Genomic DNA, 12,634 nt, shown 5'->3' on the forward strand with positions numbered 1-12,634 from the left:
TGATTCAGCCGACGACGAACTCCGCAGCGAGGGAGGCCTGAGAACTAGGACTCGCTGCGGCAGCTAAGGAGAAGCAGGCCGTAAGACACGCACCAAGGCTAACACCGCCGCAACTCGGATGACCAACCGTGTTGCACGACCCGGTGCGGGCGGACGCCTCCCCCGAGGCATCCGCCCGCACCGTCCCCCTTCTCGCACCCCCGTGCGAGAACCCGGCGCGGCCTACTGGACCGCGAGCGCGACCACCGGCGACACGCGCGCTGCGCGTCGCATGGGTGCCACGGATGCCACGAGCGTGAGCAGGATCGCGGCGCCGACGACGATCGCGATGATCGGCCACGGGATCGTCGGAGCCACGATGCCGGGACCGCCGCCCACCGAACCGAGGATCGACTGGGCGCCCACCCACCCGTACGCCACGCCGAGGACGAGTCCGGTCAGCGTCGCCGCGATCGCGAGCGCGGCGGCCTCGAGCACCACCATGGCGCGCACCTGGCGCCGGTCGAACCCGAGGGCGCGGAGCAGTCCCAGTTCCCGCGTGCGCTGCAGGATGCTGATCGAGAGCGTGTTGACGAGGCCGACGGCGGCGATGACCGCGCTGAACCCGATGAGGATCGAGAACACGGCGACCGTCGCGTCGATGACCGGTCCGAGCGCGTCCTGCAGTTCGGCGCGATCGGCGGTCGCGGCCAGCACCATCGTGCGGTACGACTCCATCGTGACGGCGAACGTCGTCACGAGCGTCACCCCGATGACGAGGCCGATGGTCATGCGGGCCGAGCGTTCGGGGTGGCGCACCGCATTCTCCGCGGCGAGCCTCGCGACCGGGCCGTCGCCGAACGCCCGGCCGACGGCCCGCAGCACCGGCGGCATGACGCGATGGGCGGCGAGCACGATCGCCGTGAAGGAGAGGATGCCGCCGAGGAGGCCGATGAGCACGCCCTCGGGCCGGAAGAGGCCGACCACGACGCCGAGCGCGAGCAGCGCGAAGCCGACGATGCCGAGGATCCACGCGGCGACCGCACGGCCGGTCCGCCGGGATACGGTCTCGAGATCGGCCTCGGCAGAGTTGCCGAGTGCCTGCGACGGGCGGACGGCGAGCACGTGCCGCGATCCCGCCCAGGCGGCGAGCCAGGTCGTGACCACGACCGCGGCCATCGGCAGCAGCACGGCCGGGTCGAGCAGCGAGTGCTCGAATCGCGGGAGGCTGCCCTGCAGGACGCCGATCTCGCCGGCCGCCCAGGCGACCGCCGACCCCAGCACGCCGCCGAGGATCGCCCCCGCGATGCCCACGAGCAGGCCCTCCTTCGCGATCGTCGTCCGCTGCGCCCTCGCGCTGGAGCCGATGAGCCGGTACAACGCGATGAGGCGGGTCCGTCCGGCGACCACGGTGGCCACGGTGTTCGCCGTGACCACGGCGCTCACGTAGACGGCGATGACGATGAAGACCCCCGCGACCAGTCCGAGCAGGAGCCGCACGGTGCCGGACTCGGCGGCACCGGAGTCCTCGATGACGACCGCCAGGATGCCGGTGACCTGCAGCAGCGCCGCGCCGAACGCCGCCGCGAGCGTCGCGACGAGCAGGGTCGGCCCCTGGTCCCTGAGCCGGGTCATGCCGCCTGCTCCATCGCGAGCATGTACGTGCTGATCTCCTCGGGCGTCGAACGGCCGGAGTCGCGCACGATCCGCCCGTCGGCGAGGTACAGGATGCGGTCGGCGTGGCTCGCGGCCACCGGATCGTGGGTCACCATCGCGATCGACTGGCCGTATCGCGACGAGGCCTCCGCGAGCAGCGCGAGCACCTCGCGACCGGTCCGCGAGTCCAGGTTCCCGGTCGGCTCGTCGGCGAAGACCAGGTCGGGTCGGGTCGCCAGTGCGCGGGCGATCGCGACGCGCTGCTGCTGGCCGCCCGAGAGCTCGTGCGGCCGGTGCCGGATGCGCGAGGCGAGGCCCAGGGAGTCGACGAGCCCGTCGATCCACGCCTGCTCCTCGGTGGCCGGTCGGCGCCCGTCGAGCTCGAAGGGCAGCATGATGTTGCCGCGCACGTCGAGCGTGGGCACGAGGTTGAACGACTGGAAGACGAAGCCGACGCGCCGCCGGCGGAGCAGGGTCAGCGCCGAGTCCGAGAGCTCCGTGACGTCGGTGTCGCCCACCCACACCCGTCCGGAGGTCGGCGAGTCGAGCCCGGCCATGATGTGCATGAGCGTGGACTTGCCCGAACCGGACGGGCCCATGATGGCGGTGAACTCGCCGCGGCGGAGCCCGATCGAGACGTCCTCGAGCGCGGTGACCGCGCCGGCTCCGGTTCCGTACTGCTTGCCGAGGGAGACGACCCGGGCGATGAGGCCGAGGTCGGTGGGAGTGATCTGCATGCCTTCGACGCTAGGGATGCCGCGGAGCGCGATCATCGGGCGACGGGATGGTCTCCCGTCATCCTCAGGGATGATCCGGCAGCCCGAGGTCGTGCTCGTAGGCGAACACGACGAGCTGCACCCGGTCGCGCAGGCCCAGCTTCGCGAGGATGCGGCTGACATGCGTCTTCACGGTGGCCTCGGAGAGGTACTCGAGACCCGCGATCTCCCCGTTGGAGAGTCCTCGCGCGGCGAGCCCGAAGATCTCCCGCTCGCGCGGGGTGAGGTCCGTCCAGGTCGGGGGCGCCGGCCGGCGTCCGCTGCCCCTGGCCACATGCGCGAACAGCTCGCGGGTCGCGCTCGCCGCGATGACCTGGTTGCCCTGGTGCACCGTCCGGATCGCGGCGAGCAGGAACTCGGGGTCGGCGTCCTTCAGGACGAACCCGCTCGCGCCGGCACGGATTGCCCGTGCCGCGTTCTCGTCGAGGTCGAAGGTCGTCAGGACGAGGATGCGGGGAGCGCTGCGGCCGTCACGGTCGGCCTCGGCGAGGATGCGCTCGGTCGCGCCGATGCCGTCGAGCAGGGGCATCCGCACGTCCATCAGGACCACGTCGGCGGGCACCTCGGCGAGCAGCGAGGCCGCGGAGATCCCGTCGCCGGCCTCGCCCACGACCACGAGGTCGGGCTGGGACTCGACGAGCATGCGCACCCCGGCGCGGAACAGTGCCTGGTCGTCGACGAGCGCGACGCGGATCGGGCTCATGCCGTCACCCCCGGTTGCGCGGGGATCCGGGCGAGCACGCGGAAGACCCCATCGTCGCCGGCCTGCGCGGTCAGGGTGCCGCCGACGAGCTGGGCCCGCTCGCGCATGCCCGTAATGCCGTGCCTGGTGGCCGCCGGCGTCGGCGAGGCGACCTCGGCGTCATCCGGCCTGAGGTAGTTCGACACCTCGAGGTCGACGCCGTCCTCGCGCCAGGCGAGCCGGAGCGCGACGGGGCGGGAGGCGTCGCCGTGACGCAATGCGTTCGTCAGCCCCTCCTGCACGATGCGGTACACCGCGATCTGGTGCCCCGTGCCGAGCTCGCGCCGCTCCCCCTGTTCGTCGAACACGACCTCGAGCCCGGCACCGGTGACGCCCTCGATGAGCGCGCCGAGGTCGTCGAGCACGGGCTGCGGTGCGCCGCCCTCGTGGTGCCGCAGCTCGGCGAGGAGGACCCGCACGTCGCCCAGAGCGCCGCGGGCGACCCCGGAGATCGTCTCCAACGCCCCGGATGCCGCTTCGGGGCGCGTCCTGGAGACGAAGCGGGCCCCATCGGCCTGGGCGATCACGACGGCGAGCGAGTGCGCGACGACGTCATGCATGTCGCGGGCGATGCGGTTGCGCTCCTGCTCGACCGAGAACCGGTACTGCGCGAGCGATCGCTCCCGGTTCGCGACTTCCTCACGGCGCCGCACCTCCCGGCCGTCGCGCACCGAGCGGGCGAGCAGGCCCGCCGTCCAGGCGAGCACCAGCACGGCGACGGATGCCACGAAGACGAAACCGGCTCCGAGGAGATCGTTCGCGCCGAGCCCCGAGGCTCCGTCCGCCAGCGGCTTCACGAACTGCAGGTACACCGTGGCGACGGCCGCACCGCCGATGGCCGAGGCGAGGCCGAGCCACTTCACGAGGCGACCGCCGTGCGCGGCGCACGAGTAGAGCACGCCGAGCACCGCGAAGTCGTAGATTTGGAGGTCGCGCAGCGCCGCCATCTGCACGGTGGCGCCGGCCCACGCGACGCCGAGCGACCAGGGCGGCGAGAACCGCCGCACGGCCAGGGCGCCGACGAACAGGACCAGCGCGAACAGGTCGGCAGCGTTCCCGAGCAGCGCGAACGGCAGGCCCATGAGGCCGAACACGACCGCGAGGATCACGTCGGTCCTCAACTTGGCGCGGCTGAACGGGGTCTCGGTCACCGATCCACCGTACGCGTCAGAGGTGGCCGGGCACGGCGATCGGCGGCGAAATCATCCTCGAGTCGTACGCGGGCCGCCTCCGGGCCGCAGATCAGAACCCGAGGCGCCCCAGCAGCTTCGGATCCCGCTGCCAGTCCTTGGCGACCTTGATGTGCAGCGCCAGGTAGACCTTGCGGCCGAGGAGCCCCTCGATCTGGGCGCGCGCCGTGGCCCCGACCTCACGGAGGCGCGCGCCGCCCTTCCCGATGATGATGCCCTTCTGGCTGTCGCGCTCGACGTAGAGGTTGGCGTAGATCTCGAGGAGGTCCTTGTCCTCCCGCTCGACCATGTCGTCGACGACGACGGCGATCGAGTGCGGCAGCTCGTCGGTCACGCCCTCGAGCGCGGCCTCGCGGATGAACTCGGCGATGCGCTCCGACGTGTCCTCGTCGGTGAGGGTCTCGGCCGGGTAGAGCGGCTGGCTGGACTCGGGCAGGAGCGAGAGCAGTTCCTCGACGAGCACGTCCAGCTGCTCCCCCTCGGGAGCCGACACGGGCACGATCGCGGCCCACTCGCGGAGCTCGGAGACGGCGAGCAGCTGCTCGGCGACCTTCGCCTTGGACGCGGCATCCGTCTTCGTGACGATGGCGACCTTCTTCGCGCGCGGGTACTGCTCGAGCTGCTCGTTGATGAAGCGGTCTCCGGGGCCGATCGGCTCGTTCGCCGGCACGCAGAACGCGATCACGTCGACGTCGCCGAGGGTGGACTGCACGAGCGAGTTCAGGCGCTCGCCGAGCAGGGTGCGCGGGCGGTGCAGCCCGGGGGTGTCGACGAGGATGAGCTGGCCGTTCTCGCGGTGCACGATGCCGCGGATGGCGCGTCGCGTCGTCTGCGGCTTCGAACTCGTGATCGCCACCTTCTGGCCGACGAGGGCGTTCGTGAGCGTCGACTTGCCGACGTTCGGCCGCCCCACGAACGAGACGAATCCGGCGCGGTATTCAGCCACGGTGCTTCCTTCCATCGGGGTCCCCGGGCTCGAACGCGGTCTGCGCGTCGATGAGGGCCTGATCGCGTTCGACGAGGATCGTCGAGATGCGCTTCCTGCGTCCTTCGGTGCGTTCGGCCTCGAGGATCAGCCCCGAGACCGTGGCGCGCTCGCCGGGCTGCGCGAGACGGCCGAGGCCCTTCGCGAGCAGTCCGCCGGCCGAGTCGACGTCCTCGTCCTCCAGCTCGAGGCCGAAGACCTCGCCGAGCTCGTCGACCGGCAGCCGGGCGCTGACCCGGAACCGGCCGCCGCCGAGGTCCTCCACCTGCACGGCCTCGCGGTCGTACTCGTCGGAGATGTCGCCGACGAGTTCTTCGATGACGTCCTCGAGCGTCACGAGGCCGGCGATGCCGCCGTACTCGTCGACGACCATCGCGAGGTGGTTCTTGTCGAGCTGCATCTGGCGGAGCAGCGCATCGGCCTTCATGGAGTCGGGCACGAAGACCGCCGGCCGCACGAGCTCGCCGACCGTGAGCTCGCCCGCGTCGAGCGGGCGCTCGAACCCGAGCCTCGCGAGGTCGCGGAGGTAGAGGATGCCGGCGACGTCGTCGGCGTCCTGCTCGATGACGGGGATGCGCGAGTATCCCGCGTTCAGGAACAGCGCCATCGCCTGCGCGAGATGCGCGGTGGAGTCGATCGTGACCATGTCGGTGCGCGGGATCATCACCTCGCGGGCAACCGTGTCGTTGAACTCGAAGATCGAGTGGATCAGCTCCCGATCACCCTCCTCGAGCACGTCGAGCTCGGTGGCCTCGTCGACCATGCTGAGCAACTGCTCCTCGCTCGAGACGCCGGCGAACCGGATACGCCCGGGCGTCACCCGGTTGCCGAGGGCGACCAGGGCGTTGGCGAGCGGACCGAGGAGCACGCGCAGGAAGTGCACGACGGGAGCGGTCGCGCGGAGCACGGTCGGCGCATGCGCCCGGCCCACGCTGCGCGGGCTCGCCCCGACCAGCACGAACGACACCGCGGTCATGATCAGCGCCGACCACAGCAGCACCCACCACACGTTGTCGAGGAAGGACACGAAGGCGAGGGTCACGAGCACGGCCGCGGTGGTCTCGGCGATGATGCGCACGAAGTTCACGGCGTTCACGTGCGCGCCGGTGTCATCGGCGATGGCGAGCAGCGAGCGGCGGGCGCGCGAGCCGGCCGCGAGGTCGGTGACATCCGCCCTGCTGGTCGCCGCGAGGGCCGAATCGACCGCGGCCATGAGGCCGCCGAACGCGACGAGGACGAGTGCCGCTCCGAGGAAGAGCCAGGGTTGCATGGTCAGCGGCGGCGTTCCTGCATCGTGAAGCCCACGAGCAGGTCGCGCTGCAGCCCGAACATCTCCTTCTCGTCCTCGGGTTCGGCGTGGTCGAACCCGAGGAGGTGCAGCATGCCGTGCGTCGTCAGGAGCGTGAGCTCGTCGATGAGCGGATGCCCCGCGGCGCGAGCCTGGGTCTCGGCGACCTGCGGGCACAGCACGACGTCGCCGAGCAGGCCCGGCGGGGTCGGGTTCTCGTCGCTGCCGGGCCGCAATTCGTCCATCGGGAAGCTCAGCACGTCGGTGGGCCCTGGCTCATCCATCCACTGCACGTGCAACTGCTCCATCGCGCCCTCATCGACCAGGACGATCGCGAGCTCGGCGTCCTGGTGCACGTGCAGCGCGTCGAGGACGTACACGGCGAGCCGCTGCAGCACCGCCTCGTCGACGTCGATCGCGGATTCGTTGTTGACCTCGATGCTCACGAGTTGCCGCCCCTTCGCGGAAGGTGGTCGCGCGGGGCGGCGTGCCCCCGTCGTTCGGCGCGGTTCGCGAACTCGCGCGCCTGGTCCCGCTCGAACCGTTGCGCCTGCGCGCGCTGGTCGTACTCGGTGTAGGCGTCGACGATGCGGCCGACGAGCGTGTGCCGCACGACGTCGTCGCTCGTGAGCCGGGAGAAGTGGATGTCCTCGACATGGTCGAGGATGCGCGTCACCGTACGCAGGCCGCTCGCGCCGCCCGGCAGGTCGATCTGCGTGATGTCGCCGGTGACGACCATCTTGGAGCCGAACCCGAGCCGCGTGAGGAACATCTTCATCTGCTCGGGCGTCGTGTTCTGCGCCTCGTCAAGCACCACGAACGAGTCGTTCAGCGTGCGACCGCGCATGTACGCCAGCGGTGCCACCTCGACCGTGCCCGAAGCGAGGAGCTTCGGCACCATCTCGGGGTCCATCATCTCGTTGAGCGCGTCGTAGAGCGGACGGAGGTACGGGTCGATCTTGTCGGTCAGCGTGCCGGGGAGGAAACCGAGTCGCTCACCGGCCTCGACGGCCGGGCGCGTCAGGATGATGCGGCTGACCTCCTTGCGCTGGAGCGCCTGGACGGCCTTGGCCATCGCGAGGTACGTCTTGCCCGTTCCGGCCGGGCCGATGCCGAACACGATGGTGTGCTCGTCGATCGCGTCGACGTAGGCGCGCTGGCCCTCGGTCTTCGGCCTGATGGTCTTGCCTCGGGACGAGACGATGACCTGGCCGAGCAGCTCGGAGGGTCGGGAATCGGGATCGGCGTCGATCATGCGGGCCGAGCTCCTCACTTCGGTCGGGGTCGGATCCTGGCCGGCTCGCACGAGCTCCAGGAGTTCTTCGATGAGTCGTCGGACCTTGAGCCGGTCGTCGGCCGGTCCGCGGATGCCGATCTCGTTGCCGCGCACGTGCACCTCGACGGACGGGTATTCCCGCTGCACCGAGGAGAGCAGGCGATCCTGGGGTCCGAGGAGGCGCACCATCGCGATGCCGTCGATGCTCAGGCGGTCCTCGTCGCTCGCGGCCTCGCGCGACCCCGGGTCGGTCGGCGCCGACTCGGCTCCTCCGGGCTGGGGTGCCACGGGCTCGGGCTGCGCGTCATCCGCCAAGCGAGGCCTCCTCGAGGCCGCCGGCGAGCACGTGGGCGTGCACGTGGAACACGGTCTGGCCGGCGGCGGCCCCCGTGTTGAAGACGAGCCGGAACTCGCCGTCGGCGAGTTCCCCCGCGATGTCGCGCGCGACCGAGACGAGTTCGGCGAGCAGGTCGGGATCACCGGCGGCGAGCTCGACCACGTCGCGGTAGTCGCCGGCCTTGGGCGTGACGACGACGTGCACGGGCGCCTGCGGCGCGATGTCGTGGAACGCGATCACTCGCGCGGTCTCGGCCACGATGCTCGCGGGGATCTCACGGGCGGCGATGCGCTCGAAGATGGTCGGCTCGGCCTGGGCTGCGGTCATCACCCCATCGTACCGACGGATGCCTCACCACCGCCCGAGTTCGGCGTTCAGCACCGCGATGGCCGCCGGTCCCGCCGTCGAGGTGCGGAGCACGGAGGCGCCGAGGCGGACGGGCTCGGCGCCCGCGGCGACGAGCCGCTCGATCTCGGCCGGAGCGATGCCGCCCTCGGGGCCGACGACGAGGGCGAGGTCGCGGCCGTCGTGCCGGATGCCGGTGAGCGGCGTCTCGGCGGTGGGCTCCAGCAGGAGGACGCGGGCGCCCGCGAGCAGCGTTGCGAGCCCAGCGGTCGGGGTGAGCGGCGCGACGGCGGGCAGCCACGGCCGGATCGACTGCTTGGTCGCCTCTCGGACGATGCTGGCCCAGCGGGCACGGCCCTTCTCGGCCTTCGCCCCCTCCCACCGGGAGACCGAGCGGGCCGCCGACCACGGCACGATGCGGTCGACGCCCAGCTCGGTGGCCGCCTGGACGGCCAGCTCGTCCCGATCGCCCTTGGCCAGTGCCTGCACGAGCGTGATCCGCGGCGAGGCCGCGGGCGTCTGCTCGACCGCGGCGACCTCGAGCACGAGTTCTCGAGGAGCGGTCTCGAGGACGACGCACTGCGCGAGCGTGCCGCGCCCGTCGCCGATCGCCACCTGCTCCCCCGCCCGCAGCCGCGACACCGTCACGGCGTGCCTGGCCTCCTCGCCCGTGAGGCGCACGTCGTCGCCGGGCGAGACGGCTGAGAGGTCGAGGTCCTCGGAGAGGTAGAGGTGGCTCATCGCGGTGCCGTCAGCCGAGGAACCGGTCGCGGAGGCGCGCAAACAGGCCCTGCTGGAAGTGGCTGAGCGCCGGCGCAGGCGCCTTCTTCGAGGCCGCGAACTGCTGCATGAGGTCGCGCTCCTTCGAGGAGAGCTTGGTGGGCGTCACGACCTGCACGCCGACCTTGAGGTCGCCGCGCCCGTTGCCCCGCAGCTTCGTGACGCCGCGCTCCTTGACGGTGAGGATCTCGCCGCTCTGCAGCCCGGCCCTGATCTCGACGTCGACGTCGCCGTCGAGCGCCTCGATCTTGGCGGTCGTGCCGAGGATCGCATCGGTCATCGAGACCTCGAGCGTGGCCAGCAGGTCGTCGCCGTTGCGGCTGAACACGTCGTGGTTCTTGACCTTGATCTCGAGGTAGAGGTCGCCGTTGGGGCCACCGGCCGGGCCGGCCTCCCCAGAGCCGGGCATCTGCAGCCGGACCCCGGTGTCGACGCCCGCCGGGATGTCGACGGGCACGGTGCGACGGGCGCGCACGCGACCCTGGCCCTGGCACGTGACGCAGGGCGTCGCGATGACCGTGCCGTACCCGCGGCAGGTACCGCAGGGGCTCGAGGTCATGACGTTGCCGAGCAGCGAACGCACGGCGCGCTGGATCGATCCCGTGCCGTGGCAGATGTCGCACGTGACGGGCGAGGTTCCCGGCTGGCAGCAGGAGCCCTGGCAGGTCTGGCAGAGCACCGCCGTGTCGACCTCGATCTCGCGATGCGTGCCGAAGACGACCTCGTCGAGGCCGACCTCGACCCTGATGAGCGCGTCCTGGCCGCGCTCGCGGCGCGACCGCGGGCCCCTCGTCTGCTGGCCCGCCCCGAAGAAGGTCTCGAAGATGTCGCCGAAGCCGCCGAAGTTCTGCCCGCCGCCGAAGCCGCCCTGGTCGCCCAGGTCGTACTGCTGGCGCTGCTTCGGATCGGAGAGCACGTCGTACGCGTGCGTGACCGACTTGAACCGCTCGGATGCCTCGGCACCCGGGTTCACGTCGGGGTGGAGCTCGCGGGCGAGACGGCGGTAGGCCTTCTTGATCTCGTCGGGGGTGGCGTCGCGTGCGACGCCGAGGACCTCGTAGTGGTCTGCCACGGAGGGCGTGTCCTTTCGATTGCGGAAGGAACCGGTGGGGGCCGGCCCTGCTCAGTTCTCGCCGAGCGTGCGGGAGAGGTAACGGGCGACCGCGCGAACGGCCGCGATGCTGTGCGAGTAGTCCATGCGCGTGGGCCCGACGACGCCGAGCCGGGAGACGTCGCGACCGGGGATCTCGAAGGCGCTCGAGAGCACGGATGCCTCGCCGAGGCCGAACGATGCGTTCTCACGGCCGATGCGGACGGCGACGGGGTGCTCGTCGGCCGCCATCTCGCCGAACAGGCGGAGCAGCACGACCTGCTCCTCGATGGCCTCGATCACGCCGAGGATCGAGCCCGCGAAGTCCTGCTCGGTGCGGACGAGGTTCGCCGCGCCGGCCACGACGAGCCGGTCCTGACGCTGGGCGCGGGCCTGGTCGGCGAGCGTCGCCGCGAGGGTGCGGAGCACCTCGGCGTCGGCGGGGGCGACCTCGTCGAAGGTGCCCGACAGCGCGACCGCGGCATCCGCCATGGACCGGCCGCCGACGACCTCGTTGAGCCGAGCACGGAGCTCGGCGAGCTTGTCGTCCTCGATGGCGTGCGGCAGCTCGGTGACGCGCTGCTCGACCTGGCCGGAATCGGTGATGAGGATGCAGAGCACGCGGTCGGGCGCGAGCGAGACGAGCTCGACGTGACGCACGCGCGCGCTGCCGAAGCTCGGGTACTGCACCACGGCGAGCTGGCGGGTCAACTGCGAGACGAGCCGGACGGTGCGCGCGAGCAGCTCGTCGAGGTCGGCGGATTCGCCGAGGAACGTCTCGATGGCGTGCCGCTGCGCGCGCGTCATCGGTCGCACCTCGGTGAGCTGGTCGACGAAGACGCGGTACCCCTTGTCGGTCGGGATCCGGCCCGACGACGTGTGCGGCGCCGCGATGAGCTCCTCCTCCTCGAGGAGGGCCATGTCGTTGCGGATCGTCGCCGCCGAAACCCCGAAGGCGTGCCGTTCGACGATGGCCTTGGAGCCGACCGGCTCACGCGACGCGACGTAGTCCTGCACGATCGCCCTGAGGACGGCGAGACTGCGTTCGGAGACCATGTTCCTCGCTTTCGCCGACCCATTTAGCACTCGTTCACTGCGAGTGCCAATCATACCGCGGAACTCAGGGTAATCCCCATTGCCGACACTCCGGCCCACCGCTACCGTGGGCGTGATCCGCGAGTCACCAAGGCTGCGCCGCCCATCCTCCGCAGCAGCGGTTCACACCCCGAACCCTCGAAAGGCACGCACATGTCAGATCCCAACGCAGGTCCGTCAGACCCCAACCTGCCCCCGACGCCGCCCCAGCAGCCGGCCGCCGGGCAGCCCGTGGCACCGGCCGCCCCGCTCTCCCGGGACCAGGACGTGCAGTGGGGTTCGTTCGCCCACCTCGGCGGCATCCTCGGCTTCCTGCCGTCGCTGATCATCTGGCTCGTGTTCAAGGACCGCGGCCAGTTCACGAACACCGAGGCGAAGGAAGCGCTCAACTTCCAGATCACGCTCGTCCTCGCGCAGATCGCCCTCTTCATCCTGACCTCGATCATCACGATCGTGACGTTCGGCCTCGGCAGCGTGCTCGGGCTGCTCTCCTGGGCCGTCTGGATTGTGGGCGTGGTCTTCTCGATCATCGCCTTCCTCCGGGCGAAGGACGGCAACCACTACCGGTACCCGTTCGCCATCCGCCTCATCAAGTAGTCGACTCGCGATTCGCCCGTCGCAGGAGCGTCCCCTCCCGCGGCGGGCGTCGCTGTGCCACCATGGTGGCGTCCGCAGTCCCGCGCGCCAGCGCACAGAACCAGGAGTCCACGATGTCCGACCTTCCCCCTCCTCCCCCGCCGCAGAACCCGTACGGGCAGAGCCCCCAGCTCAGCCCGAACGACGAGAAGCTCTGGGCGACCCTGGTGCACATCGGCGGGATCTTCTTCGGGTTCATCCCGGCGCTCATCGGCTACCTCGTGCTGAAGGACCGTGGACCGTTCGTGCGCGCGCACACCGCCACCGCGCTGAACTTCCAGATCACCATGACGATCGCGTCGATCATCGCCGCGCTGCTGTGGCTCGTGATCATCGGGTTCTTCCTGAGCATCGCCATCGTGGTCGTCGTGGTCGTCTTCTCGATCATCGCCGCGGTCAAGGCCAACCAGGGCCAGCCCTACACGTACCCGCTCTCGATCAAGTTCGTGAGCTGATCGA

The 12,634-nt window shown here is 70.9% G+C and carries 14 protein-coding genes; 2 read left to right on the plus strand and 12 right to left on the minus strand.

The annotated features are described in order from the left end of the window. Positions 1 to 222: 222 nt before the first annotated feature. The 12 genes from GQQ95_RS03910 to hrcA all read right to left on the minus strand — a co-directional run bounded on the left by GQQ95_RS03910 (position 223) and on the right by hrcA (position 11,500). Positions 223 to 1,614: an ABC transporter permease gene (locus GQQ95_RS03910; RefSeq protein ID WP_157426335.1), complete on the minus strand. Its 1,392-nt coding sequence runs from the start codon at positions 1,612 to 1,614 to the stop codon at positions 223 to 225. After that, entirely contained in the window at positions 1,611 to 2,372 is a 762-nt protein-coding gene (locus GQQ95_RS03915; RefSeq protein ID WP_157426336.1) for an ABC transporter ATP-binding protein, read from the minus strand. The genes GQQ95_RS03910 and GQQ95_RS03915 overlap by 4 nt, the downstream gene beginning before the upstream one ends. 64 nt (positions 2,373 to 2,436) lie before the next feature. Next, positions 2,437 to 3,114 (minus strand): response regulator, encoded by a 678-nt coding sequence (locus GQQ95_RS03920; protein ID WP_157426337.1) that lies wholly within the window; start codon positions 3,112 to 3,114, stop codon positions 2,437 to 2,439. Further along, entirely contained in the window at positions 3,111 to 4,304 is a 1,194-nt protein-coding gene (locus GQQ95_RS03925; protein WP_246205168.1) for a sensor histidine kinase, read from the minus strand. Before GQQ95_RS03925 ends, GQQ95_RS03920 begins: the two co-directional genes overlap by 4 nt. A gap of 91 nt (positions 4,305 to 4,395) precedes the next feature. After that, positions 4,396 to 5,289, minus strand: coding sequence for a GTPase Era (era, locus tag GQQ95_RS03930; RefSeq protein WP_246205169.1), 894 nt, complete (start codon positions 5,287 to 5,289; stop codon positions 4,396 to 4,398). Continuing rightward, entirely contained in the window at positions 5,282 to 6,598 is a 1,317-nt protein-coding gene (locus GQQ95_RS03935; protein WP_157426339.1) for a hemolysin family protein, read from the minus strand. The genes era and GQQ95_RS03935 overlap by 8 nt, the downstream gene beginning before the upstream one ends. Positions 6,599 to 6,600: 2 nt before the next feature. Continuing rightward, positions 6,601 to 7,062, minus strand: a complete 462-nt coding sequence (gene ybeY / locus GQQ95_RS03940; RefSeq protein WP_157426340.1) for an rRNA maturation RNase YbeY — start codon at positions 7,060 to 7,062, stop codon at positions 6,601 to 6,603. Further along, positions 7,059 to 8,081, minus strand: coding sequence for a PhoH family protein (locus GQQ95_RS03945; protein WP_157426467.1), 1,023 nt, complete (start codon positions 8,079 to 8,081; stop codon positions 7,059 to 7,061). Before GQQ95_RS03945 ends, ybeY begins: the two co-directional genes overlap by 4 nt. Positions 8,082 to 8,196: 115 nt before the next feature. Further along, positions 8,197 to 8,556: an HIT domain-containing protein gene (locus GQQ95_RS03950; protein WP_157426341.1), complete on the minus strand. Its 360-nt coding sequence runs from the start codon at positions 8,554 to 8,556 to the stop codon at positions 8,197 to 8,199. Between the two features lie 24 nt (positions 8,557 to 8,580). After that, a complete protein-coding gene (locus tag GQQ95_RS03955; protein WP_157426342.1) occupies positions 8,581 to 9,315 on the minus strand; it encodes a 16S rRNA (uracil(1498)-N(3))-methyltransferase in 735 nt (244 codons plus the stop codon). Positions 9,316 to 9,325: 10 nt separating this feature from the next. After that, on the minus strand, positions 9,326 to 10,426 hold the full coding sequence (gene dnaJ, locus GQQ95_RS03960) for a molecular chaperone DnaJ (protein WP_157426343.1): 1,101 nt from the start codon (positions 10,424 to 10,426) through the stop codon (positions 9,326 to 9,328). A gap of 51 nt (positions 10,427 to 10,477) precedes the next feature. Further along, positions 10,478 to 11,500 (minus strand): heat-inducible transcriptional repressor HrcA, encoded by a 1,023-nt coding sequence (hrcA, locus tag GQQ95_RS03965; RefSeq protein ID WP_157426344.1) that lies wholly within the window; start codon positions 11,498 to 11,500, stop codon positions 10,478 to 10,480. 192 nt (positions 11,501 to 11,692) lie between these two features. Between hrcA and GQQ95_RS03970 the strand changes: the two genes are divergently transcribed. Both GQQ95_RS03970 and GQQ95_RS03975 read left to right on the plus strand, forming a co-directional pair. Beyond that, positions 11,693 to 12,136 (plus strand): DUF4870 domain-containing protein, encoded by a 444-nt coding sequence (locus tag GQQ95_RS03970; protein WP_157426345.1) that lies wholly within the window; start codon positions 11,693 to 11,695, stop codon positions 12,134 to 12,136. A gap of 113 nt (positions 12,137 to 12,249) precedes the next feature. Then, positions 12,250 to 12,630, plus strand: coding sequence for a DUF4870 domain-containing protein (locus tag GQQ95_RS03975; protein ID WP_157426346.1), 381 nt, complete (start codon positions 12,250 to 12,252; stop codon positions 12,628 to 12,630). The last annotated feature ends 4 nt before the right edge of the window (positions 12,631 to 12,634 follow it).

The organism is Agromyces salentinus, assembly GCF_009749395.1.
Classification (GTDB): Bacteria; Actinomycetota; Actinomycetes; order Actinomycetales; family Microbacteriaceae; genus Agromyces; species Agromyces salentinus.